At 61.6% G+C, this 24,711-nt stretch carries 21 protein-coding genes and 3 pseudogenes; 18 read left to right on the top strand and 6 right to left on the bottom strand.

Annotated features, from left to right (window positions below; genetic code table 11):
• The first annotated feature begins 394 nt into the window (after positions 1 to 394).
• Positions 395 to 1,594 (top strand): ABC transporter substrate-binding protein, encoded by a 1,200-nt coding sequence (locus ACVWW3_RS22295; RefSeq protein WP_456648646.1) that lies wholly within the window; start codon positions 395 to 397, stop codon positions 1,592 to 1,594.
• A gap of 90 nt (positions 1,595 to 1,684) precedes the next feature.
• Positions 1,685 to 3,487, top strand: a complete 1,803-nt coding sequence (locus ACVWW3_RS22290) for an AMP-binding protein (protein ID WP_456648647.1) — start codon at positions 1,685 to 1,687, stop codon at positions 3,485 to 3,487.
• Between the two features lie 59 nt (positions 3,488 to 3,546).
• Here the strand turns inward: ACVWW3_RS22290 and ACVWW3_RS22285 are convergent, their stop codons facing one another.
• Entirely contained in the window at positions 3,547 to 4,059 is a 513-nt protein-coding gene (locus tag ACVWW3_RS22285) for a winged helix-turn-helix transcriptional regulator (RefSeq protein WP_354105666.1), read from the bottom strand.
• 238 nt (positions 4,060 to 4,297) lie between these two features.
• Here ACVWW3_RS22285 and ACVWW3_RS22280 point away from each other — a divergent pair.
• Both ACVWW3_RS22280 and ACVWW3_RS22275 read left to right on the top strand, forming a co-directional pair.
• Positions 4,298 to 4,931, top strand: a pseudogene (locus ACVWW3_RS22280) (DsbA family protein).
• A gap of 75 nt (positions 4,932 to 5,006) precedes the next feature.
• Positions 5,007 to 6,206, top strand: a complete 1,200-nt coding sequence (locus ACVWW3_RS22275) for a CaiB/BaiF CoA transferase family protein (protein ID WP_456648649.1) — start codon at positions 5,007 to 5,009, stop codon at positions 6,204 to 6,206.
• 33 nt (positions 6,207 to 6,239) lie between these two features.
• On the opposite strand, the gene ACVWW3_RS22270 is transcribed toward ACVWW3_RS22275, so the two are convergent.
• Both ACVWW3_RS22270 and ACVWW3_RS22265 read right to left on the bottom strand, forming a co-directional pair.
• Positions 6,240 to 6,914 (bottom strand): glutathione S-transferase family protein, encoded by a 675-nt coding sequence (locus ACVWW3_RS22270; protein WP_456648650.1) that lies wholly within the window; start codon positions 6,912 to 6,914, stop codon positions 6,240 to 6,242.
• A complete protein-coding gene (locus ACVWW3_RS22265) occupies positions 6,914 to 7,654 on the bottom strand; it encodes an SDR family NAD(P)-dependent oxidoreductase (RefSeq protein WP_456672116.1) in 741 nt (246 codons plus the stop codon). The genes ACVWW3_RS22270 and ACVWW3_RS22265 overlap by 1 nt, the downstream gene beginning before the upstream one ends.
• Positions 7,655 to 7,882: 228 nt before the next feature.
• Between ACVWW3_RS22265 and ACVWW3_RS22260 the strand changes: the two genes are divergently transcribed.
• From ACVWW3_RS22260 to ACVWW3_RS22230, 7 genes and pseudogenes are all read left to right on the top strand, one after another.
• The gene (locus tag ACVWW3_RS22260; RefSeq protein WP_456648651.1) at positions 7,883 to 8,407 is read left to right on the top strand and encodes an AMP-binding protein; all 525 of its coding nucleotides are present in this window, start codon (positions 7,883 to 7,885) and stop codon (positions 8,405 to 8,407) included.
• Entirely contained in the window at positions 8,401 to 9,486 is a 1,086-nt protein-coding gene (locus tag ACVWW3_RS22255; protein ID WP_456648652.1) for a class I adenylate-forming enzyme family protein, read from the top strand. The genes ACVWW3_RS22260 and ACVWW3_RS22255 overlap by 7 nt, the downstream gene beginning before the upstream one ends.
• A 19-nt stretch (positions 9,487 to 9,505) precedes the next feature.
• Positions 9,506 to 10,244: pseudogene (locus tag ACVWW3_RS22250) on the top strand (SDR family oxidoreductase).
• Positions 10,245 to 10,258: 14 nt separating this feature from the next.
• On the top strand, positions 10,259 to 11,440 hold the full coding sequence (locus tag ACVWW3_RS22245; RefSeq protein WP_247444745.1) for an acyl-CoA dehydrogenase family protein: 1,182 nt from the start codon (positions 10,259 to 10,261) through the stop codon (positions 11,438 to 11,440).
• Positions 11,441 to 11,461: 21 nt separating this feature from the next.
• Positions 11,462 to 12,592, top strand: coding sequence for an acyl-CoA dehydrogenase family protein (locus ACVWW3_RS22240; protein ID WP_456648654.1), 1,131 nt, complete (start codon positions 11,462 to 11,464; stop codon positions 12,590 to 12,592).
• A 51-nt stretch (positions 12,593 to 12,643) separates the two neighbouring features.
• Positions 12,644 to 13,831 carry an acetyl-CoA C-acyltransferase gene (locus tag ACVWW3_RS22235; protein WP_456648655.1) on the top strand — a complete coding sequence of 396 codons (1,188 nt, stop codon included), beginning with the start codon at positions 12,644 to 12,646 and terminating at the stop codon, positions 13,829 to 13,831.
• 45 nt (positions 13,832 to 13,876) lie between these two features.
• A complete protein-coding gene (locus ACVWW3_RS22230) occupies positions 13,877 to 14,881 on the top strand; it encodes an NAD(P)H-dependent flavin oxidoreductase (RefSeq protein WP_456648656.1) in 1,005 nt (334 codons plus the stop codon).
• 91 nt (positions 14,882 to 14,972) lie between these two features.
• On the opposite strand, the gene ACVWW3_RS22225 is transcribed toward ACVWW3_RS22230, so the two are convergent.
• From ACVWW3_RS22225 to ACVWW3_RS22215, 3 genes are read right to left on the bottom strand one after another with little or no spacing between them, the layout of a single operon-like run.
• Positions 14,973 to 15,884: an SMP-30/gluconolactonase/LRE family protein gene (locus ACVWW3_RS22225; protein WP_456648657.1), complete on the bottom strand. Its 912-nt coding sequence runs from the start codon at positions 15,882 to 15,884 to the stop codon at positions 14,973 to 14,975.
• Positions 15,881 to 17,050, bottom strand: a complete 1,170-nt coding sequence (locus ACVWW3_RS22220) for a M24 family metallopeptidase (RefSeq protein ID WP_456648658.1) — start codon at positions 17,048 to 17,050, stop codon at positions 15,881 to 15,883. The genes ACVWW3_RS22225 and ACVWW3_RS22220 overlap by 4 nt, the downstream gene beginning before the upstream one ends.
• 56 nt (positions 17,051 to 17,106) lie before the next feature.
• Positions 17,107 to 17,766, bottom strand: a complete 660-nt coding sequence (locus ACVWW3_RS22215; protein ID WP_456648659.1) for a GntR family transcriptional regulator — start codon at positions 17,764 to 17,766, stop codon at positions 17,107 to 17,109.
• Between the two features lie 227 nt (positions 17,767 to 17,993).
• On the opposite strand from ACVWW3_RS22215, the gene ACVWW3_RS22210 reads away from it, so the two are divergent.
• The 7 genes and pseudogenes from ACVWW3_RS22210 (at position 17,994) to ACVWW3_RS22180 (ending at position 24,706) form a co-directional block, all read left to right on the top strand.
• Positions 17,994 to 19,010, top strand: a complete 1,017-nt coding sequence (locus ACVWW3_RS22210; RefSeq protein ID WP_354105679.1) for a TRAP transporter substrate-binding protein — start codon at positions 17,994 to 17,996, stop codon at positions 19,008 to 19,010.
• A 75-nt stretch (positions 19,011 to 19,085) separates the two neighbouring features.
• A complete protein-coding gene (locus ACVWW3_RS22205) occupies positions 19,086 to 19,595 on the top strand; it encodes a TRAP transporter small permease (protein ID WP_247348456.1) in 510 nt (169 codons plus the stop codon).
• A 55-nt stretch (positions 19,596 to 19,650) separates the two neighbouring features.
• Positions 19,651 to 20,936, top strand: a pseudogene (locus tag ACVWW3_RS22200) (TRAP transporter large permease).
• Between the two features lie 35 nt (positions 20,937 to 20,971).
• Complete coding sequence (locus ACVWW3_RS22195) at positions 20,972 to 21,466, top strand: type II 3-dehydroquinate dehydratase (protein WP_247444753.1); 495 nt, start codon at positions 20,972 to 20,974, stop codon at positions 21,464 to 21,466.
• A 14-nt stretch (positions 21,467 to 21,480) separates the two neighbouring features.
• Positions 21,481 to 22,137: a hypothetical protein gene (locus ACVWW3_RS22190; RefSeq protein WP_247444754.1), complete on the top strand. Its 657-nt coding sequence runs from the start codon at positions 21,481 to 21,483 to the stop codon at positions 22,135 to 22,137.
• Positions 22,138 to 22,166: 29 nt separating this feature from the next.
• A complete protein-coding gene (locus ACVWW3_RS22185) occupies positions 22,167 to 22,955 on the top strand; it encodes a sugar phosphate isomerase/epimerase family protein (protein ID WP_456648661.1) in 789 nt (262 codons plus the stop codon).
• A gap of 29 nt (positions 22,956 to 22,984) precedes the next feature.
• A complete protein-coding gene (locus tag ACVWW3_RS22180) occupies positions 22,985 to 24,706 on the top strand; it encodes an FAD-dependent oxidoreductase (protein ID WP_456648662.1) in 1,722 nt (573 codons plus the stop codon).
• The last annotated feature ends 5 nt before the right edge of the window (positions 24,707 to 24,711 follow it).

The following is a 24,711-nucleotide window of genomic DNA, read 5'->3' as shown; positions in this document are numbered from 1 at the left end:
AATAGAACTGAGAATTTTCGTATCTTGCCTCGGCCTGGGCGGCTGAGCCCGCGCGTTGATCGGTCTCGAACACTTCAAAATCGACTGGCCAGGCCCTTCCAGAGTAGCGCTGGAAGCACGCCAATTTGCTTGGCTCGATTCCGCAGATGAGCGCGCCCCGGAGTTCGCGAGCGGCCGCGTTGGATTATAGCAGTTGACTAGTTCTAAAAAAGAACTGTATCTTCAAAGAAGAGACGACCGGTCGTAACGGTCGCGATATGCGGTTGCAGCCCTGGATGGGTCCGGTTCAGCGAAGTCGAATTCGGCTTGGAGGACGCAGGGCGCGAGCAGGCAGCCGCACAGTAACAGCGCTATGTCCCCGAAAAGGGCGCGGCGCGTTTGGGAGGACGAGAAAATGACGCCGACATGGAAGCTCGTGGCTGCGCTGACATTACTCTTGTGCGGCCCGGCACTCGCGGCCGACGAACCGGGAGTCTCTGCGACCGAGATCAAGATCGGCGGGGTGTTTCCGTTCAGCGGCCCGGCGTCGTCGATCGGTCTCGTGGGCAAGGGACTGATCGCCTACATTCAATCCTTGAACGACCGCGGCGGCGTCAACGGACGCAAGATCAACTACATCGCCTATGACGACGCGTACAGCCCGCCCAAAGCGGTGGAGCACGTCCGCAAGCTCGTTGAGAGCGATGAAGTGGCGTTCATGTTCGGCCAGCTCGGTACTCCCGGCGTTTCGGCGACGGCGAAATATTTGAAGGCGAAAGGCGTGCCCAGCATTGCAATCGTCAGCGGATCATCAAAATTCACCGACGTCGCCGCTTACCCGCTGACCACGACGGGCCTTGTCAGCTACGATACCGAAGGAAAAATCTACGCCAAATATCTGACCAAGACGCTGCCGAACGCCAAATATGCGATCCTCTATCAAAACGACGACCTCGGCAAAGATTACGTCAATGCCTTCAAGACGTTTCTCGGCAAGGACTACGATCGAAAAGTCGTCAGCGCCTCCTACGAGGTCACCGAACCGACCGTCGATTCACAGATCACCAATCTGAAGAGCTCCGGCGCCGACGCGTTGATGATCGCGGGAACACCGAAGTTCGCCGCGCAGGCAATCCGGCAAGCCTCTTTGATCGGCTGGAAGGCGACCGTCATCATCGACTTTCCGTCCGGTTCGGTTGGAGGCACGCTCACCCCGGCCGGCCTCGACAAATCAGTCGGCGTGATCGTCGGGACGATCAACAAGGATATCCTGGATCAGGCGTGGAAGGACGATCCTGCCATGCAGGCCTATCGGAGCTTTCTCGACAAATATCTGTCGGGTGTCGATATCACCAACGGCAGCTATCTGACCGGCTATCAGCAAGGCATCCTGCTCGAGCAGATCCTGAAGCAGTGCGGAAATGATCTGTCCCGCCAGAACGTTCTTGCGCAGGCCAAGAACCTCAAGGATTTCGTCGTCCCGACCGCGCTGCCGGGGATCAAGGTCAATACCAGCGGCGCCCAGAACATGATCTGGACGCAGATGCGGTTGCAGCGATGGTCCGGCACTAGCTGGGAAGCCTTCGGGGAAGTGCTGGACGCGAGCTCCGAATAAGCGCGCAACCGGCAAGGTGGCATATCCGGCACGGCTTGCGTGCCGGCCGCCCGCGCGATTGTCTTTCCAGCAATTACGGAGACCATCTCGATGTCGACGAAGGCACTGAATTTTGCGCCGCGAGAGGTTCGCATCGAGCGTCGCCCCGACGGCGCGCTGATCTTGCGTTCGCCCCTCGAATGGGCGCCGTGCGACTGGCGCGTCACCGATTTTCTGCCGAGTTGGGCAGCTGCCGTTCCGGACCGGGTTTTCCTTGCGCAACGCAATGCCGGGGGTGGATGGGACGAGATCACCTATGGCGAGGCATGGTCGCAGGTCCAGGCAGCCGGCCAAAGCCTGATCGATATGGGCGCGAAGCCCGCCGACAAGCTGGCAGTCCTGTCAGGAAACTCGATCGAGAACGCGGTGATCTCGTTTGCGGCCATGTCGATCGGGGTCATCCTGGCGCCAATATCGCCAAACTACACTCTGATGCCCGGCGGCCTGGCTCGTCTCAAGGATATCGCGGAAACGCTGCGCCCGAATTTTGTTTTTGTTCAGAGCGGACGCGATTTTTCCGCTGGCCGCGCCATTCCCGAGTTGGCGGAAGCGGCCTGGATCAGCGTCGATGGTGCGCCGGATACGGTGCCTTTCCGCACCCTTGCGGCGCGAACCGGGAGCGACGGGTTTGAGCGGGCATCACGCGCCGTGTCTTGCGATGCCGTCGCCAAAATTCTCTTCACGTCCGGTTCGACCGGCTTCCCGAAAGGCGTGCTCAACACCCACCGCATGATGGCAAGCTCCCTGCAAATGGGGAGCCTGCTGGTGTCACCTCCGGAAGCACCGGTTCAGGTGGAATGGCTACCCTGGCACCACACGATGGGCAGCAACGTCATCCTCCACAGCATCCTCAAGAACGGCGGGACGCTCTACATCGACGATGGCCGGCCGCTGCCGCAGCTCTTCCACAAGACGGTTGCAAATCTCAAGGATGTTTCGCCGACTGCCATGTTCAACGTGCCTGCCGGCTATAATCTCCTGTGCGACGCGATCGAGAACGACCTTTATCTTGGTGCCAGCGTGTTCAAAAGGATGGATCGGCTAAGCTATGCCGGCGCCGCCATTTCACAGGCCACGCTGGAAAAGCTCTATCGATTGACGTTTGCGGCCACCGGCCGGCGAATTCCGGTCATGTCCGGCTACGGCGCCACCGAAACGGCCCCGACAATCGCCACCACCCATTGGGCGACCGATCAGCCGGGAGAGATAGGTCTTCCAGCGCCAGGCCTGCAACTGAAACTGATCCCTGTGTCCGATACTTACGAGGTCAGGATCAAGGGACCCAACGTCACTCCCGGTTATCTCGGAAGGCCGGATTTGACGGAGCAGGCCTTCGACGAGGAAGGATTCTACCGCATCGGCGACACGGTCTCGTTTCTGGATCCCGAGAAGCCGGAGCGCGGCCTGCGGTTCACCGGCAGAATCTCCGAAAATTTCAAACTCGCGAACGGCACGTGGGTCCCGATCGGGAATATGCGCGCGGCACTCCTGGCGGCAACGCGTGGCGTATTGCTGGACATCGTCGTCGCGGGAGAAAATCGTGAATCGTGCGCGCTGCTCTGCTGGTTGAATCCCACCGAGGCGGCGAGGATTTCGAAAACCCCGGCCCCGGATCTGACCAGCGACCGTCTCGTGCTCCAGTTTTTGAAGGATCGTCTTCAGGAGTACAACGAGACCGTTGGAAGCAGTGAAGCAATTTGTTCTTTCTCGCTGCTGAAGGACGCGCCGTCATTGGCGGCAGGAGAAATCACTGACAAGGCCTATGTCAATCAACGTGCGGTGCTGAAACACCGCTCTGAACAGGTGGAACGTCTATACTGCAACGAGGCACGTCAAGACGTGATCCGGGTCTGAGGGCCGGTTGCGCCGTTCGCTACCGTTGCGGCCTTCGATGCGCTCTCGAGCGATCGACCTCAGGCGGCGCTCCGGCGGGTCTTTGCCTTCGGTTTCTCTGGCGCCGCTATTGCCGGGGTGCGGCGAGCACCGGGGCCGGGGTGGGTATGAACCTCCTTGGCCGAAAGCGGTTCGCCGCATTCGGAGCAAACCATGACCGGATCGAAGTCCTTGCCACATTTGCGGTGTTGATGCAGCAAAGGCCGCCCGCGCGCGTCGACCATATGAGTGTCGCCCCAGTGCACGATCGCCATCATGATCGGATAGAGATCGAGTCCCTTCTGGGTGAGGATGTATTCATGCCGCTTGGGCGAGTCCTGATAGGGGATACGACGCAACACGCCCTGCCGGACCAGCTTCTTCAGCCGTTCGGCGAGCAGATGGCGTGTGATTCCGAGCGAAGATTGAAATCCCTCGAAGCGGCGTGTGCGCAGGAAGCACTCACGCAGAATCATGAGGGTCCAGCGATCGCCGATCACGCCGATGGTCCGGGCCATCGAGCACGGCTCTTCCTCCAGCTCACCCCATTTCATTCAAGATCTCCAGTCTGCCACGGCTTCCGCTCGAATCGTCCAGGGGAGCTTTTGGTCCCGCTACCATTCTAGATCGGTACCTAACTCGAAACAATCCCTTGCCAAGCAGGATAAACCAGCAGGGATTACGCCAGAATTGACAGTTCGTTTTTAGAACTGTATCAACAGTCAGGAACCTGGGTTCGGCTGGCCGACCGTCGAACCCCACCATCCAACGCGTTTTCCGGGAGAGGCCGACATGCCCCTGAAGGTTGAATTTCAATTCGATTTCGGCAGCCCCAATGCTTATCTGGCGGAAGTCGCCATCCCGGGGATTGAGCAGCGCACCGGGGTGAAATTCGAGTATGTTCCGGTTTTGCTTGGCGGCATCTACAAGGCGACGGGGAACATGTCGCCGTTCGACTCGCTCCGTGGCATCAAGAACAAGCCGGAATACCAGGCGCTGGAGACCCAGCGATTTATCCGTCGCCACGACATCACGAAGTTCCGCCAGAATTCGTTCTTCCCGGTCAACACGCTGATGCTGATGCGCGGTGCTGTCGCTGCGCAATTCGAGGGTGTGTTCCAGCCCTATTTCCGCGCCGCCTACCATCACATGTGGGAAGAGCCCAAGAAGATGGACGACCTCGAAATCTTCCGGCGTGCTTTTACCTCCTCGGGCATCGATATCGACCGGCTGCTCGCACGTGCGCAGCAGGACGACGTCAAGAAGAGGCTGATCGATCTGACCAACGACGCCGTGAGCCGGGGGGCATTCGGTTCGCCGACATTCTTCGTCGGAAAGGGAGATGTTCTTCGGCAAGGACCAGATCCGCGACGTCGAGGAGTCGATCGTCGAACAGACCAGGCAACCCCTTCCCAAGACCGCCTAGCGGCGCCGGCTGTCCGGTTGAGGCGAAAGCCAAGCACCCGGACCAAAAATCAAAAGTAAGCTCAGGGAGAAAGCCATGCCTGGCCCGCTTAGCGGTGTTCGTGTCCTCGATCTGACTGGCGTCGTGTCGGGTCCCTTTGCGACCATGTTCCTGGCGGATCAGGGCGCCGACGTGCTGAAGATCGAGCCGATCGGTGGCGATATCACCCGCCGCAGCCGTGCCACCATCGACAAGGATGGAGAATTTTCGGCGCTGTTCATCTCCTCGAACCGTGGCAAGCGTTCGCTGTCGATCGACGTCAAGAGCCTCGCCGGTCGCGAGGTGCTCGGCAGGCTGATCGCGCAGGCGGATGTGCTGGTGCAGAACTTCCGGCCCGGCACCATGGAGCGCCTCGGTCTCGGCGCGGAGGAATTGCGTCAGCGCCATCCGCGCCTGATCTACGTTTCGATCAGCGGAGTCGGCGATACCGGTCCGTATGTGAAGAAGCGCGTCTATGATCCGATCATCCAGGGCCTGTCGGGGTTCGCCGATATCCAGTCGCAGCCGGTCACGAACCGGCCGCAGATGATCCGCACCATCGTATGCGACAAGACCACTGCCGTGTTCACCGCGCAGGCGGTGGCGGCCGCGCTCTATGCGCGCGAGAAGACCGGGCAGGGCGACCACATTCAGGTTGCGATGCTGGATGTGATGATCTCGTACCTGTGGCCGGAAGGCATGATGCAGTACACCGTGGTGGGCGCCGAGGCAGCGGCTGCCGATCCGAATGACCGGCCGGATCTGGTGTTCAAGACCAGCGACGGTTACATCACCGCCGGCACCATTTCCGATTCCGAGTGGCAGGGATTTTGCCGTGCCTCCGGCGATCCCGAGCTTGCCAAAGATCCCCGGTTTGCGACGCCGTCGGCGCGTTCGGTCAACGCCACCGCGCGGATCAACAAGATGGCGGAGTATATCGCCCAGCACACGACCGCCGAATGGCTGGAGCGGCTGGATGCCGCGGACGTCCCGTGCGCGCCAATATTGCGGCGAGGCGAAATCATTCACAACGAGCAGGTGGTCGCGCGCGGCATCATCGCGGAATTCGATCAGCCGAAGGTCGGCCGGGTGAGGCAGCCGAAGCCGGCGGCTCGCTTCGAAATCAATGAAGCCGCGATCGGCGGACCTGCGCCGCGGGTCGGCGAGCACTCGCGCGAGGTGTTGCGCGAGCTTGGCTACGACGACGGCGCCATCGACAGGATGGTCGCCGAACGCAGCTTGCGCGTGGCCGTCTGATCCGAAGCCCTTCTCGCGACCGCCGAGAGGTTCTCAGATCTTCGCCGTCGCCGGCGCAATCGGTCCCGTCGGAACATTGGCCTCGACGGCGCGCCGATAGGCTCCTCGGCCTTTGATGCGTTCAAGGTAGGGTTGCGCGTTGTCGCAAATGTCGACGCCGTAAGCGACGGCCCAGTCCAGACACGTCGCGAGGAGGATGTCGGCGCTGGTGAATTGCTGACCCATCAAGAACGTCCGGCCGTCTGCCAGCGCGACCTCCACGTGTCGCAATTGTTGCCGGAAGTATTCCCCGGCTTGTGCGACGACCTCGGGCGCAACTCCATAAATGTGTCCCAGCGCATCCGCGCGGTGGCGGCGCATGACGTAAAGGCTCGTGGAATCGAGTTCGGCCACGATAAAGAAGCACCATTCGAGCCACGCGGCGTAATCGCGGGCGGCGTCTGGAATCAACGAGCATTCCGGCGTGGAATACATTCGCGACAGATAGGCAACGATCGCAGCACTTTCCCCGATACAGAAGTCGCCGTCCTGCAGCAGCGGGATCTTCTGGCGCGGATTGAGCTTGGTATATTCAGCGGTCTTGGTCTCGCCTGTCCGTGGCCCGATCGGCTTGACGCTGTAGGACAAGCCAAGTTCGTGCATGGCCCAGTGCGCACGGATCGTGCGGCTCGTACCGGCGCCCCACAGGGTGAGATCCGTTGTGCTCATCACCACTTCTCCACTGACGGGCGAAGGTCGAGTTCATGGGTCCAGCCGTCGCGGCTTTGCTGATGGGCGAACCAATACGCTTCGGCAATAGAGGACGTCTTCGTCAGGCTGTCCGGGGGAATATCGCTTGCCTCGATTCCTTTCGCCGCTTTCATGCGCTGGTGAATGGCCTCGCTGTCCACGCCGGCGTCGATAATAAGGTGGACGACGTGGATATTCTTCGGTCCAAGCTCGCGAGCCATGGCCTGGGCTACCGCGCGGAGGCCGAATTTCGCAGAGGAGAACGCCGCAAAACCCCGGCCGCCCCGGATGCTGGCGGTTGCCCCGGTGAAGAAGATGGTACCGCGTCCGCGCGGAAGCATGACGCGCGCTGCCTCGCGTCCGACCAGGAATCCGGCATAGCAGGCCAGTTCCCACGCCTTGAAGAAAAGCTTTTCCGTGGTGTCCGTCAGCGGCTTGTTGACGTTCGATCCGGCATTGAAAAGGCAGACCTCGATCGGTCCGATATTCTTTTCGACCTCGGCAAAGAGCTTCTGGACCTCGGCTTCCTGACGAGCATCGACGCTGAACGCGTGAATGCGGTGGCCCGCAGCGGCGAGTTCATCTACCAGTGCTTCGGATTTCGCCGCGTCACGCCGGCAGACACAAACCGTATAGCCGCCATTGGCGAACCGCCGGGCGACGGCCGCGCCGATGGCGTCGCCTGCGCCAACGAGTATTGCTACGCCGCGATTTTCCATCCGTTTCTCCCGCTTCTATAAGTTCTTATTTGGCACTAGAGATACTTGTTGTCGGCTGCGTTGTAAAACAGAATTCTATAAACTCTTGGAAAACGGCAGGTTGCCTGTCACGTTGAGACGAGAGGAGCCAAGTCAGAATTAGCGATTGACGAGTTCTAAAAAAGAACGTTAACTCCACGCCATTGCGCCGCGGCAAAAAGGCGGCGCACGTTTTTCGGGAGTGTGGCGGTGGCGGGTCTTTCAGAGGCGATCGATCTCGATGAGATTGCTGTAGGGTTGCCGCGCCGTATCCATGAGGTAACGGCGGACCATGCCGCCGATGCCCCGGATCGAATCGCTCTGGTCGAAGGCGGCGTCGGCTGGAGCTATCGTGACCTGGACGGGCGGGTCAGCGAGACAGCCGCTGTCCTCTCCTCACTCGGGGTGCGAGCAGGCGATCGGATGATCATCGTCAGCGAAAATTGCATTTCGCTGGCGGCCTTGCTCCTTGCGGCGAGCCGGATCGACGCCTGGGCAATCGTCGCCAACCCGCGATTGTCAGCGCGGGAGCTCGACCAGATTCGCGACCACAGCGGCGCCCGCCGGATGTTCTTTGCATCGGATGTTTCGAAAGAGGCCGCAGCCCACGCATCGCGCCTAGGCGCGGAGAACAGGCAGTTGGGCCCGCTGCCGAACATCGGCGTCGGGCAACTTAACGAAAATGCAACGGTCGAGCCGGTGGAAGCGGACCCGCGAAGCAAGTTGCGGTGCTGATCTACACGTCGGGCACCACGGGAACGCCGAAGGGCGTGATGCTCTCTCATGACAATTTGCTGATCAGCGCCAGGACCACGGCGCATTTCCGCAAGATGGATCGAGACGACAAGATCTACCTGGTGTTGCCAATCTCGCATATTGTCGGCATCTCGCTCCTGATCATGACCTTGATGGTCGGCGGCACGGTGCGGATGGTCAGCAAATTTGATCCCGCGGCGACGGCAAAGGCGCTGGCGGAGGAGGGGATAACCATCCTCAACGGCGTACCCGCCACCTATCAGCGCCTGCTGGAGTACAAGAGTGTGTCGGGCCTGAAGCGGCTCGACCCTGGCTCGTTACGCTTAATTGCCGTGGCCGGCGCGCCGCTCGATCTCAATCTGAAATCGCGTGTGGAGCAGGAGTTCGGCCTGCCGCTTCTCAACGGCTACGGGATCACTGAATGTTCGCCGGGGATATCGGGCGTCGGCTTCGACGCACCGCGTGCCGATCAGGCGGTCGGCACACTGCTGCTGGGAGTAGAGGGGCGCATACGGGCTCTCGACGGCAGACCGGCGTCGAAGGGAGAAGTCGGAGAGCTCCACGTCCGCGGGCGCAACGTGATGCGAGGCTATTACCGCGCCCCGGAGCTGACAGCCAAAGTGATCGACAGCGAAGGCTGGTTCAATACCGGCGATCTAGTCCGTTTCGACGGCGATTGCCTCTATATTGTCGGTCGCACCAAGGAAATGATCATCCGCTCGGGCTTCAACGTCTACCCCGCCGAGGTCGAAGCGGTCCTCAGTTCGCACAAGGACGTCGTGCAATGCGCGGTGGTCGGCCGTGCCGCCGACGGCAATGAAGATGTCGTGGCCTTTGTGCAATTGCTGCCGGGGACGCAGGTGACGCCGGCGGATCTCATGAGCTTCGTCCGGATCCAGCTCACCTCCTACAAGCGGCCGTCCGAAATCATCGTTCTCGATGCCTTGCCGGCGACGTCTACGGGCAAGATACTCAAGCACAAGCTCGCGGAGTCCTTGCGCGCGGAGGGCGGAGCCCCTCCGGCGCCGATCGTCCCGCTTCGCACACAACAGATCTAACCTGACCGGGAGAAGACCCTTGCAAAAGAGAAACGCGACCGTGGCCGTGATCGGCGCCGGTGATTATATCGGCAGCGAGATTGCAAAGAAGTTCGCCTCCGAGGGCTTTACGGTGTTTGCGGGACGCCGCGACGGCGCCAAGCTCGAACCGCTGGTCAAGGAGATCGAGAAGGCCGGCGGCGAAATTCACGCGCGCGCGCTCGATGCGCGCAAGGAAGACGAGATCATCTCCTTCCTCGGCGATGCCGACAAGCACGCGCCGCTCGAGGTTTGCATCTTCAACGTCGGCGCCAACGTCAACTTTCCGATTCTGGACACGACCGAGCGGGTGTTCCGCAAGGTGTGGGAAATGGCTTTGCTATTCCGGCTTCCTCGCCGGCCGTGAGGCCGCGCGCCTGATGCTGCCGCGCGGCCGGGGCAATATCTTCTTCACCGGTGCGACGGCGAGTTTACGCGGCGGAAGCGGCTATGCGGCCTTCGCCAGCGCCAAGTTCGGCCTGCGGGCGGTCGCGCAAGCCGCGGCGCGCGAGTTGGGCCCGAAGAACATTCACGTTGCACATCTGATCATCGATTCCGGGGTCGACACGGAATGGGTACGGCAGCGGCGGATCGAGGCGCTTGGTCCGAACGCGCTGGATGATCCCGACCTCCTGATGCCGCCATCGTCGGTCGCCGAATCCTACTGGCTGCTCTATCAGCAGCCCAGGAGCGCCTGGACCTTCGAACTGGAGATTCGTCCCTTCGGCGAGAAATGGTAGCGGGAGCTTTCACGATGGAGCTCAATCTTTCCCGTGAAGACGCTGCGTTTCGTGACGAGCTGCGCGCTTTCATTGCGGAAAACTATCCTCAGGAAATGCGCGTTCCAAACCCCGAGACCGATTTGACCAAGGAGCAGTCGCTGCTCTGGCACCGGATGCTCTACAAGAAGGGTTGGATCGCTCCGCTGTGGCCAAAGGAATATGGCGGCCCGGGCTGGTCGGTCACGCAGCGCTTCATATTCGAGCAGGAGACGTCACGGGCCGGGACGCTGCCGCCGCTCGCGTTCAGCGTCACCATGGTCGGCCCGGTCATCTACACCTTCGGCAACGACGCGCAGAAGAGGAAGTATCTGCCGCGAATCCTCTCCGGCGAGGATTGGTGGTGCCAGGGCTATTCGGAGCCCGGCTCAGGGTCCGACCTGGCATCAGTCCGCACCAAGGCGGTGCGCGACGGCGACCACTATGTCGTCAACGGCCACAAGACCTGGACGACGCTGGCCCAACATGCCGACTGGATCTTCTGCCTGGTGCGGACCGATCCGTCGGCAAAACCCCAGGCCGGCATTTCCTTCCTGTTGATCGACATGAAATCGCCCGGGGTTACCGTGCGGCCGATCATCACCATCGAGGGATCGCACGAAGTCAATGATGTCTTCCTGGAGGACGTGCGCGTCCCCGCGGAGAATCTAATCGGCGAAGAGAACAGGGGTTGGACCTACGCGAAATTTCTGCTCGGGAACGAGCGCACGAGCATGGCCGGGATCGGCCGGTCGACCCGTTATCTCGCGCGTCTCAAGCAGATCGTGCGAACCGAGGTCGGTGAGGGCGATCCGGCGTTCGGAGAGTTCATCAGGGAGATCGCGCGCGTCGAGCTCGATGTGCTCGCACTGGAGGCGACGGAGCTGCGCATCGTTGCCCAGATGTCGCGCGGCATCGATCCGGGTCCGGCTGCATCGTTGTTCAAGATCAGAGGCACGGAGATATTCCAGCGCATTACGGACCTGACCCATCAGGCGATCGGCAATTACGGGCTGGCCATCCGCGAGCACCCGGTAACCGCCAACCGGTTCATGCCGGGACCGGACTATGGACACACGGCAACCGAGAAATATTTGAACTCCCGAAAGCTGAGCATTTACGGGGGATCGAATGAAATCCAGCGCAACATCATCGCGAAAGCGGTGCTCGGTCTCTGACGACATCGCACGAGGTATCTCATGGACATCCAGTTGACGGAAGAGCAGGAGTTGCTCCGTTCGAGCATCCAACGCTTTCTGCGCGAGCAGTACGACTTCGATGAACGCCGCAAGATCGTCTCGACCGATGAGGGCTGGAGCCGCAGGCACTGGAAGGCTTTCGCCGAGCTTGGACTCTGCGCGGCGCCGTTCCAGGAGAGCTCCGGCGGCCTGGGCGGCGGCTCGCTGGCAACCATGATCGTGATGCAGGAGTTCGGCCGCAACCTCGTCGTCGAACCGTATTTCGAGACGGTGGTTCTCGCAGGCGGCCTGATCGAGGACGTCGCCTCGCCGGAACAGCGTGAGGCATTGCTGCCGAAGATCATGGAGGGTGAGGCGATATGGGCGGTGGCCTGGGCGGAAGGGCGATCGCGCTATGATTTCAACAACGTCACCACGACAGCCCGGCGCCAGGGTGAAAGCTTTGTCCTGAGTGGGACCAAGGCCGCGGTGGTCGGTGCACCGTGGGCCGACAAGCTGATCGTATCGGCGCGGACGTCCGGTGGTCCTCACGATCGGGATGGCGTGAGCCTGTTTGTCGTCGATAGCCATTCGACCAATCTCCATTTGCAGAGCTTCAAGACCATCGATGGACGGCGCGCTGCCGAACTGACGCTGATGAACGTCGAGGTGCCCGCCGGCCAGCTGCTCGGCCGCGAAGGCGAAGGCGTTGCGGCCCTTGAGGCCTGCCGCGAGCGCGCCATTGCGGCGCTCTGCGCCGAGGCGGTCGGAGCGATGTCCGTGCTGAATTCCGCGACGCTCGAATACAGCAAAACCCGCAAGCAGTTCGGGGTAGCGCTAGGGACCTTTCAGGTGTTGCAGCACCGCATGGTCGACATGTTCATCGCGCTCGAAGAGGCCATCTCGCTCACCCAGCATCTGAACCTCAGCCTCGCCGCTCAGGAGCCGAATGGATCGAAACTGGCGTCTGGCACCAAATCCAAGGTCGGCTACGCAGCGCGCTTCGTCGCAGAGCAGGCGGTGCAACTGCATGGCGGCATGGGCATGAGCGACGAACTGAACGTCGGCCATTACTTCAAGCGAATAAGCTCCATCAACATTCAGTTCGGAGACCCCTCCTATCATCTGATGCGGTACGCGCAGCAGAGCTGAATCTCCATTCAACGCAGCAACTCGCCTGCCGTACCCCAACCCGAGGTAAAAATGACCGAAGCCGTGATCGTCTCGACCGCGCGTACTCCCATTGGCAAGGCTTACAAGGGCGCGCTCAATCACACCGAAGGCGCGACGCTGCTCGGGCATGCCATCTCCTCGGCACTGTCGCGCGCGAAGGTCGAGGGTGCGGAGGTCGAGGATGTCGTGATGGGCTGCGCCATGCAACAGGGCACCACGGGGACCAACATCGCGCGCAAGGCGCTGCTGCGTGCCGGACTTCCGGTGAGCGTGGCCGGAACGACGATCGATCGCCAGTGTGCGTCGGGGCTTCAGGCCATTGCGCTGGCTGCGCGTTCGATCATTTTTGACGGCGTTGAGGTCGCCATCGGCGGCGGCGGCGAATCCATCAGCCTGGTCCAGAACAACCAATACAACAGCTTTCATGCTGTCGATCCGGAACTGCTCGCGATGAAGGGAGACGCCTACATCGCGATGCTGGACACCGCCGAGGTCGTGGCGAAACGCTACCATATCTCGCGTGAACGCCAGGATGAGTACAGCCTGGAGAGTCAGCGCCGGACGGCAGCTGCGCAGCAGGCCGGCCGGTTCACAGACGAACTCGCACCGATCAAGACGACCATGGCGGTCACGGACAAGGCGAGTGGCGCTGTGTCCTATCAGCAGGTGACGCTGTCGGCTGACGAGGGGCCGCGTCCCGATACGACGGCCGAAGCTCTCGCGGGTGTCAAGCCGGCCAAGGGGCCGGGCTTCACGGTCACCGGCGGCAATGCCAGTCAGCTTTCCGACGGTGCCAGTGCCGCTGTCATGATGAGCGACAAGCTGGCGGCGCAGAAGGGGCTGAAGCCGCTCGGTATCTTCCGCGGCTTTGTCTCGGCGGGCTGTGAACCGGACGAGATGGGCGTTGGTCCGGTCTATGCCGTGCCCCGCCTGCTCAAGCGGCACGGACTTAAGGTCGACGATATCGATCTCTGGGAACTGAACGAGGCATTCGCGGTGCAGGTGATCCATTGCCGCGACAAGCTCGGGATCGACCCTCACAAGCTCAACGTCAACGGCGGCTCGATCGCGGTCGGCCATCCCTACGGCATGACCGGGGCGCGGCTGACCGGCCACGCCCTGATCGAGGGCCGCCGGCGCAAGGCCAAATACGCTGTCGTCACCATGTGCGTGGGGGGCGGCATGGGCGCAGCAGGGCTGCTCGAAATCATTCATTAGACAACTCGCCGGAAGCGGACGTCCATCAACATACTGGAGGCATTTGTGAAGACAGCAATCACCGAAATGTTCGGCATCGAACATCCGATCATTCAGGGTGGAATGCACTATGTGGGGTTCGCCGAACTCGCGGCCGCGGTGTCGAATGCCGGCGGGCTCGGGGTCATCACCGGCTTGACGCAACGGACGCCGGAACTTTTGGCCAAGGAGATCGCGCGCTGCCGCGACATGACGGACAAGCCGTTCGGCGTGAACCTGACCTTTCTGCCGACCTTCACCGCGCCACCTTATCCGGAATACATCGCCGCCATCAGGGAGGGCGGCGTCAAGATCGTCGAAACCGCTGGGCGCAGCCCCGAACAGTACATGCCGGCCATGAAGGCGGGCGGCATCAAGGTGATCCACAAATGTACGTCTGTGCGGCACTCGCTCAAGGCCGAGCAGATCGGTTGCGATGCGGTCAGCGTCGACGGTTTCGAATGTGGCGGCCATCCCGGCGAAGACGACATGCCCAATATGATCCTGTTGCCGCGTGCGGCCGAAGAGCTCAAAATACCCTTCGTTGCCTCGGGCGGCATGGCCGACGCGCGCAGCCTGGTTGCGGCACTCGCAATGGGCGCCGCCGGCGTGAACATGGGCACGCGCTTTATCGCTACCAAGGAAGCGCCGGTGCATGAGAACGTCAAGAATGCGTTGGTCAAGGCATCAGAGCTGGACACCCGGCTGGTCATGCGTGCGCTCCGGAATACGGAGCGAGTCTTGAACAACAAGGGTGTCGAGCAGTTGCTCGAGATCGAGCGCGCGAAGGGCAAGAGCCTCAAGATCGACGATATCCACGACCAGGTGGGCGGCGTTTATCCCAAGGTGATGATCGACGGCGATATGGACGCGGGCGCCTGGAGCTGCGGCATGGTCGTTGGACTCATTCGCGACATTCCGACCGTGAAGGAGCTGATCGGTCGCATCATGGCGGACGCCGAGCGACTGATCAGGGACCGACTCACAGGATTCCTCGATGCCGACAGCAAGGCAGCCCTGAAGGTCGCGTGAAGGCACGCCGGGAGCGGCGCGAATGGCCGAAGAGAATAGCGGTTGTTAGGAAGCAAGGAATACTTGCCATCAATGGCCCGTTGGCAAGAGTTCAGAATGAATTGGCGAAGCGGTGCTCTGGAAGTCCCTGTGCGATGCCATGAATGGCAAGAACATGACCCGCTTGGGGTTCAAGGCTTAATTGCTCGCGATCCAGAAACTTCCTCGCCGTCGTAACGAACAATGTCTTCAGATCAGGTCCGCCGAAGCACAAGCAGGTCGGATTGGTCGCCGGCACCGGAATAACGGTGTCGATCCGGCCGTCCGGTCGGTAGCGTATCACCCGGCCGCCGGAGAAGAATGCGGTCCACAGCCCGCCGGCAACGTCGATGCACGCGCCGTCAGGCCTCTCCCCGGAGGCGCTGTAGTCCGCGAACAGTCGTCTGTTGCGGATCGCGCCGTCATCGAGATCGAAGTCGAACTGCCAGGTGCGGTATCGCCTCGTATCCGTGAAATAGAGCGTGCGATTGTCGGGTGAGAACGCAATGCCATTCGTCACGATGACATCGCCGAACATGTGCGCTGTCCGGCCGTCCGCATCCACACGATACAGCGACCCGTTCGGCCGATGCAGCTGGTTGTCCATGGTGCCGATCCATAGCCGGCCCCGCGCGTCGACGCGCCCGTCGTTGAGGCGGTTGTCGGGACCGCTTTCGACCTCACAGAGCTGACTTGAGAGCTGACTTGGAGGACCGTCGCCGGACGACCGGCGATAAAGGCGCAGATCCTGCGCGAGCAGGTGGGAGCCATCTGCCGTCAGAGCTTGACTGCCGAGGAAGTTGCACGCGTACGGAAAGACCTGATGAGCGCCGGTTGCCGGATCGAAGGATTGATGCAACTGCCGGTCGATGTCGACCCACCATAGCTTGCGGGAACGGTCGCACCACAACGGCGTCTCGCCGAGAATGTCGGCCGCGGCCACTGCGGTCTCGACCCGGTGCGCAGGGATCAGGTCGGCGGTCATACCGATATCCGGTTCCAGCCACGAGCGCTGTCTCCGAAAGCCTCGTATCCGTCCGCGGTGACAGCGATCGTATCCTCCAGCTTGATGAAGCCGCGCGCGTGGGGCAGCGTGGTTTCAATCGAGATGACCATGCCGGCTTCAAGCGGTTCGTTGGCGTCGTCGGCGGGATAAGGGATGGGGCCGCTCGACGTCAGACGCGGCGCTTCGTGGCTGACGATCCCCATTCCATGGGCGACGAAATGCATTTGCTTGCTGTAAGCGGACCGCGCGAGCGCTTCGTTGGCCGCGGTGTAAATGCTGCTGCCGGCGAGGCCGGCGCGGATCGGCATTCGGGCTGCCTGCTGGATCAGGTCGATCTCGCCGAGTAGATCGAGAAGCTCGCCGTCGGGAGCCCCGTGTACGGCCATCCGGCAGAGGTCGCCGATGTAGCCGTGGTAGTTGCCGCCCGAATCCAGTGAGACGACGTCGCCTGGTTCGAGACGCTGTTCGGATGGAGCCCGGTTGAGGCTCGTTCCCAATGTCACCAGCGCGTATTCGAAAATCATGTCCCGGGACAGCTCGGCCTGCCGCAAATGATCGATGATCTCGCGCTTGCTCTGCCCGGGGCGGGTCTGGTTGACCGCAGTCATCATGGAGGCGACGACACGCTCGGAGGCTTCGCGGAGGACGTCCAGCTCGGGCGCCGTCTTGACGGCGCGCAGCTTCTCAAGCGGGCGCATCGCCTCGACGAACTGGCAATGGCCGAACTCCCTGCGCAGCACGTCCGCCGCATCGGCCGGCAGAAATGAGCCCTCGATTCCGACACGGAGCGCAGATGGCGCGACGGACTTCAGCTGCTTGACGGCGAGTGCCATCGCCTCGACCGTGGTCGACGATCCGAACACGATCGCCGGCATCCAATAGCCGTCGCTCGTCCGGTTCTGGACGCTGTCGCGCTCGTTCCGGTTCGCGATATAGACCGACTTCTCCAGCGCGCCCTTCACATAGACGAAAATAGGCAGGTACCGGCTGATGCCGATCGCCTCCATATAGTCGAACTGGAAGTGATGGTAGCCACCAAGAAGGTATTGGATATTGTGCTTGGAGGTGACGATCAGCACGTCGATGCCGGCATCGTCGAGCAGGCGGTCGAGTCTGGCCGTGGAGAAGGGAACGCCGCAACGCATGTGTTTCTCACTGCTCGACAATTATGCCTGACGCTCCGGCGCCAGGCCGCGGACGATCAGCCGTCGTTCCAGGAGGCGAGGGCGTGCGCGACGCAGCCGTTGATGTGCTCGGTGAGCACGGCCCTGGCGCTTTTGATGTCGCGCTTGAGGGCGCATTCCAACAGCGCCTTGTGCTGATTGATCGTCTCGGCGCCGCGGTAGCGCAGCGCATAGCGGAAATATTTGTCGAACACGACCGCGTGGGTCTGCATCAGCTCGCGCGAACCGCAACTCGAAATGAGCGCCTGGTGGAATTCGCCGTCGTAGCGTTTGCGCAGCTCAGGATCGTCGCCTTCGCTGAGGACGGTGCGTTCGGTTGCCGCCAGCTTGTGATGCGCTGACACCACCCGGCCTTCCCACTCCACGTCGCCGGCCCGGAACGACTCGGCCATCGCATGATGTTCCAGCAGGATACGGAGACCGGCGAGCTCACGCAGGTTCTGGATGGATATCGGCGCCACCTCGAAGCCGCGCTGACCTTCCGCGACCACGAAGCCCTCGGACGTGAGCCGGTTGAGGATCTCGCGCAGCGTGGAGATGCTGACGCCGTAATCTTCCTTCATGGCGTCGAGCTTGAGCCGCCCGGAGGGCGTCAGCACGCCGAAAATGATGTCGGATCGAATCCGCTGATAACCGCTGTCGCCCGCCGACAAGGGCCTCCCCTCAAGTGACGTCATGCTCTCCGATCCCGCAAACGCGCGCGCAACGCCCTGAGATGGGGCGGCCGAACTATCAATGTTACCAGCAATATAGCAGACACCTAGCGTCGTATGTAATCAAAAATATCAGATGAAATATAGTTTATCATTTGACTAGGAAAAATAGTTATGTTTTTTGATTGACCTGAGGGTGCAGAAAATAAATGGCCTAACGCCGCCGTCGTGCCCCGAACAGGGAGGTAAGAATGAGTTTGTTGGTACGGGCGCTGTCTGCGACGGCGATCTGCGTGGCGCTGACGGTCGGCGCATCAGCTCAGGACATCCAGGAGCGGACGATCAGGTGGGGCCACCTGAACAACACCGATCACCCCGTCAGCTTTGGTGTGCAGAAGTTCGCCGAGATCCTGCTGGCAAAGAGCGGGGGCAAGATGAAGGTCCGCGAGTTCGCGGCTTCACAGCTCGGCAACGAGTTGCAGCAGCAATCCGCGCTGCGCGGCGGCACCCAGGAGATGCTGTCGGCCTCGACGACATCACTCGCCACCGTCATTCCGGAATTCGGTCTTATCGATTTCCCGTTCCTGTTCAACACGACCGAGCAGGCCGATGCTCTCGCGACCGGCAAATTCGGCAAGGCGATGATCGATACGCTGCCGTCGAAGGGGCTGATCGGCCTCGGATATTGGGGCCTGGGCTTCCGCAACGTCACGAATAGCACCCGCCCGATCACCAAGCTTGAGGACTTCAGCGGCCTCAAGCTTCGTGTGATTCCGAACCCGGTCTATCTCGAAAGCTTCAGTGCCTTTAAGGCCAATCCGGTCCCGATGGCCTTCGGTGAGCTGTATTCGGCGCTGGAGACCCGCACCGTCGACGGCCAGGAGAATCCCTACACGGTCATTCTCTCGAACAAATTCTACGAAGTGCAGAAATACGTTTCCGCCACAAATCACACCTTCACCCTGAACATCATTCTGGTGAGCAAGGTCTTCTGGGACAAGCTGTCGCCGACCGAGCAGGGCCTGATGCGCGAAGCCTATGAAGAAAGCCGCGGCTACCAGAAGGAGCAGACGCGCCTTCAGACCGAAAAGGCTCTGGCGGAGCTGCAGGCCAAAGGTATGCAGTACAACGCGATCGCGCCCGAAGAAACGGAGCGCATGCGGAAGGCAGCGCAACCGGTCGCGGACAAGATTTCAGCCAATCTTCGTCCCGAGACGGTGAAGCTCTTCAACGAAGAGGTCGAGCGCATCCGCAAGGACGTGAAGTAGTCGACTTCTTTCATCACGCAGACGGCGGAGCCGGCCAGTGGCCGGCTCACGCCCCCATTTGCCCGGACGTCACGCATGGCGCGAGTTCTCGACCTCTATTGCACGTTCCTGAAAGCCGTCATTGCCGCGTGTCTCGCGGTCATGGTGGTCCTGGTCTTCGGCAATGTCGTCCTGCGTTACGGCTTCAACTCCGGAATCGCGATTTCCGAAGAGTTGTCGCGCTGGCTGCTGGTCTGGTTGACCTTTCTCGGCGCAATCGTCGCGCTTCGCGAGCACGCCCATCTCGGCGTCGACACCCTCGTCCGGATGCTGCCGGCCTCCGGCAAGCGCATCTGCTTCGTCATCAACTATTGCCTGATGCTGTTTGCCGACTGGCTGCTGCTTTCGGGAAGCTGGCGCCAGACCATCATCAACATCGACGACCGTGCGCCGGCCACCGGTTTTTCCATCGGGATATTCTATGCCGTCGGCGTGGTCTTTGGCGTGTCAGCCGCAATTATCCTTCTCTACGACCTGTACCGGGTGATCAGCGGGCAGGCGAGCGAGGAAGACATGGTGGCTGTCAGGGAATCGGAGGAGCAATGATGTCCTCCACCGCCATCACGCCTGTTCATTTTCTTCGCGTCACCTGGATCACGCCATGACGATCGCCGTCTTTACGTTCTCGCTGCTCGGCGCCATGGCGCTGGGCATGCCGATCGCCTTTGCGCTCCTCATCTGCGGCGTCGCCCTGATGAGCACGATCGACATGTTCGACGCGCAGATCGTGGCGCAGAACGTCATCAACGGCGCGGACAGCTTTCCGCTGATGGCCATTCCCTTCTTCATGCCGGCTCGCCGGCGAGATCATGAACAAGGGAGGGCTGGCCAAGCGCATCGTCAATGTCGCCCTTGTTGCGGTCGGGCATTTCCGGGGCGGTTTAGGCTACGTAACGATCATGGCGGCCTGTATCCTGTCGTCTTTGTCGGGGTCTGCAGCGGCCGATGCTGCCGCGCTCGCGGCGCTGCTTGTGCCGATGATGGTGGCAGCGGGACACAAGAAGTCCTATGCGGCTGGTCTCGTGGCTGCCGGTGGCGTCATCGGCCCCGTCATTCCGCCCAGCATCGGTTTCGTGATCTTCGGCGTCGCCGCCAACGTATCGATCTCCAAGCTGTTTCTCGCCGGCATCGTTCCCGGCCTCCTGCTTGGATTGGGCCTCTGCCTCGCCTGGTACTGGGTGGTGCGCAAGGAGAACCTGTCGCCGCCGCCGAGGGCCTCGCTGCGCGAAATCCTGCACGCCGTCACCGACGGGTTCTGGGCGCTCATGCTGCCCGGGATCATCATCGTGGGCTTGCGCTTCGGCATCTTCACGCCGACCGAGGCCGGCGTCGTCGTCGCCGTCTATTCGCTGTTCATTGCGACCTGCATCTATCGCGAGCTGAAATGGTCGGAGGTCTACGCGGTCCTGGTGTCGTCTGCCGTGACGACGAGCGTCGTCATGTTCCTCGTCGCCGCGGCGCTGGTGTCGTCCTGGCTCATCACGGTGTCCGAAATCTCCGCTCAGGTTGTCGATCTCCTGAAGCCCTTCATGGGGAACAACACGCTCCTGATGCTGGCGATCATGGTGATCGTGGTGGTCGTGGGAACGGCGCTCGACATGACGCCGACGATCCTCATCCTCACGCCGATCCTGATGCCGGTCATCAAGGCGGCGCATATCGACCCCGTCTATTTCGGCGTGCTCTTCATCATCAACAATTCCATAGGCCTGATCACGCCACCGGTCGGCATCGTGCTCAACGTCGTCTGTGGCGTCTCCAAGATCAGCATGGAGGATATCATCAAGGGCGTCCTGGCCTTTCATGATCGCGCAACTGATCGTCCTGTTCGCAATGGTGCTATTCCCGGAACTGGTGACGGTCCCGGCAAAATGGTTTGGCGGCTAGTCGCTTAGCTTTCGCAAAGGACAAGAGGGACAAAAATGGCCGCTAAAATCATGATCCTTAACGGACCCAATCTCAATTTCCTCGGCATCCGCGAGCCGCACATTTATGGCGCGACGACGCTTAGGGAGATCGAGGCGAGCTGCCAGGCGCTGGCCGATCAGCTCGGAGTTTCGATGTCGTTCCATCAATCGAACATGGAGGGCGAGCTCGTCAGCCTGATCCAGTCCGCCCATGGCGACGCGGACGCAATCATCATGAATCCCGCCGCCTATTCATTCACCTCGATCGCGCTGATCGATGCGCTGAAGATTTTCGAGGGCGTGAAGATCGAGGTGCACATCTCGAACATTCACGCGCGGGACGAGCTGCACCGCCACTCGATCACCTCGAGTGCCTGCACAGCGGTCATTTGCGGCCTGGGTCCTTACGGCTATCTTGCCGCGATCCTGGCTGCTGTCCAACGGCTTGGGCAATTGCCTCAGACCATCGCGCCGGCTCTGCACGGGCTTGCGGCCGGCGGCAAAGCGTAGGCAAGGAGGGCGGGATGCGCGGAAGGGGATTTCTTGCCATCTGGAGCGACGTCGAGGCTCACGATCTGATCGATTATCGGCACTGGCTGACGCGTGAGCACACGACCGAGCGCGTGACGACGAAGGGCTTCCTGGCATCCCGTGTATTCTGCGCGGCAAGGGACGACATCAACCGCTTCTTCATTCTGTATGAGCTGGAAACACCGGAGGTGCTCGACGGCGAGGCCTATCTGGCGCGTCTCAACGCACCGACGCCGTGGTCACAGCGCATCATGCCGAAGCTCGGCAATTTCATGCGAGGCGGGGGTGTCATGGTCGCGCGGGAAGGGCGCGGCGAGGGCGCGTCGATCGCGGCGCTCCGGATCGAGACGTTGCCGAAAGATCCCCAAAGTCTGGCTCAGGCGCTGGTTGGGTGTGACGGGGTTGCCGCCGTGCAGATCGGCGCGACCGACAAGGCGCGGACATCGGTGCCGACTGCCGAAAAGGGCATGCGGAAGAACGAGGGCTTTTTCGCGGGGCTTTTGCTGATCGAGGCACTCGACGTCGCGTCTTTGCAGGCTGCAATGCGGAAAGCGGCGGACATTGCCCCCGACGTCGTGACCGGGGCGAGCGAGCCGGAAGTTTATCAAAGTATGTTTGCGCTCGACGCCCGTATCGCGGATTTCGGCTGATGGCAGCGTTCTCGCTCGCCGCGCTGACCGTGCTCGAGCTTGCGCCGCCCGAGATGATCGAATTGGCGGCGCATTGCGGCTACGAAAAAGTCGGGCTCAGGCTATTGCCCGCCACGCCTGGCGGTGTTGCCTATCGCCTGATGGACGATGCGCCGCTCCTGCGGGAGACGCTTCGGCGGTTGGAGTTGACGGGGGTGACTGTCGCCGATCTCGAGGTCGTTGCGTTCGGACCGGAAACGGACGTCGCGTCGTTCATGCCCTTCTTCGAGGTGGGCGCGCGCCTCGCCGCCAAACACATCCTCGTCGCAGCCTACGATCCGGATCTGGCGCGGTTTTCGGATCGCTACCAGAAATTTTGTGAAGCGGCAGCGAACTATGGCCTGACTTCCGATCTCGAATTCATGCCCTGGACGAGCGTTCCGGACCTGAAGACCGCCATGCGCATCGTCGGCGGCATCGATCGTCCCGGTGCCGGCATTCTGGTCGATGCGCTGCATTTCGATCGGTCGCAGAGCTCGCTTGCGGACCTCCGCGCCATCCCGGCGCAACGCCTTCACTACTGGCAACTATGCGACGGCCCGGCCGAACGCCCGGCGACCACGGAGCAGCTCATCCATGCGGCTCGCGAGGAGCGGATGTTTCCGGGCGAGGGCGGAATAGACCTGATGGGACTGGCAAGCGCGATGCCGAATGACCTGACCATCAGCATCGAGGTTCCGACCGTTCAACTGGCAAAGAGCGTCGATGCCGCGTCGCGCGCGCGCCGGGCGTTGGTGGCGGGCAGAGCCGTCATGGAGCGGGCGCGCAGCCAGCGTTGAGAATTTCGGGACGGGAAGGGGTGTGCGGGATGTCGCAAGCCGATCGCTCCTGGGACGTCGAGACCGATCTCCTGGTCGTCGGAGCGGGTGCCGCCGGCATGACGACATCGCTGGTGGCGGCCCTTGAAGGGCTCGACGTGATCCTATGCGAGAAGTCGGATACGGTTGGCGGCACGACCGCGACTTCCGCCGGCACAGTCTGGATTCCGGGCAATCGGCAGGGACGGCTTGCAGGAACGCCAGACTCGATCGAGGCGGCACGAGTCTATCTCGAAGCATTGCTCGGCGTGCACGCCGCGGACGCGCGCGTGGATGCATTTCTCCAGGCGGGTCCCGTCATGCTCGACTATCTCGAGCAGAAGACGAGCGTAGTGTTTGCGGCGCCGCCGGTACACCCCGACTACAAGAATCTTCCCGGTGCAGCGATCGGCGGTCGTGCGCTCGGCGCCGTTGCGTTCGACGGCCGCAAGCTTGGCAAAGACTTCGATCGCGTCAGACCTCCGCGGCGAGAGTTCATGGTCCTCGGCGGCATGATGGTGGGAAAGGCGGACATCCCGGCGCTGTTGGCGCCGCTCCGGAACTGGACGAACTTCAGGCATGTCGTTGGTCTTGTCGGCCGGCACTTGCTCGATCGGCTTCGCTACAGGCGCGGAACGCGTCTGATCATGGGTAACGCTCTCGTCGCGAGGCTGTTTGACAGCCTCCGTCGTTCCGGCGTCCATCTGCGATACGAGACTGAGCTCAGCGAACTCATCCGCGATGGCGACGCAGTCGTTGGGGCGGTCTTGTCATCACCGGCCGGCGCATTGGCGATACGTGCCCGCAAAGGCGTGGTGTTGGCAACGGGGGGCATCGGCTGGAGCCGCGAACTTCGCGAAAGGTTTTTTCCGGAGGGCGCGCGTCGATTTTCACTCACGCCTTCGTCCAATACCGGGGACGGCATGCTCGCGGCCGAACGCGTCGACGCAGTCATCGAGCGCGATCTCGACAGCCCCGCTCTGTGGATGCCAAGCTCGGTCATGACGCAAGCGGACGGCCACGTTTCGGTGTTCCCGCACATCATGCTCGATCGTGCCAAGCCGGGACTGCTTGCCGTGAACAAGTCCGGCCGCCGTTTCGTGAATGAAGCCGACTCTTATCACGACTTCGTGGAAGCGATGTTGCGTTCGAACGCGTCTTCCTCGTTGGCGCCGCCGGCTTTTCTGATTTGCGATCGCGCCTTTATCGGGGCCTACGGCATTGGTCTCGTTCATCCCGGGACGAAGGATTTGGACAAGTTTCTGAGGGCCAGATATTTGGTGGCGGGCGAGACGATCGAAGCATTGGCCGAAGAAATCGGCATCGATAGCGGCGCGCTTGCTCAAACCGTTGCGCGATACAATCGCCATGCCGACAGCGGGGTGGACCAGGATTTCGGCCGCGGTTCAAGCGAGTTGAACCGGTTCAATGGTGATCCCTCAGCCAAGCCAAATCCGTGCCTGCGGCGGATCGGTCCAGGGCCATTCTATGCCGTCGCGGTATGGCCGACGGATCTCGCCAGCAGTGCCGGCTTGTGCACGGATTCAACCGCCCGGGTTTTGTCTGGCGATGGGGCGGTCATACCCGGACTCTACGCCGTCGGTACGGATGCATCCTCGATCTTTCGAGGCACTTATCCGGGTCCGGGCACGATGATCGGACCTGCGATGGTATTCGGATGGTGCGCGGCGATGCATGCCGCGGGCGTTTTCGGCCGGGAAGAAGAAAGGTAACTGAA

The sequence above is a fragment of the Bradyrhizobium sp. LM2.9 genome (genome assembly GCF_054056555.1).
The sequence above is the reverse complement of the archived record's forward strand: the minus strand, read 5'-3'. Positions and strand labels throughout refer to the sequence as shown.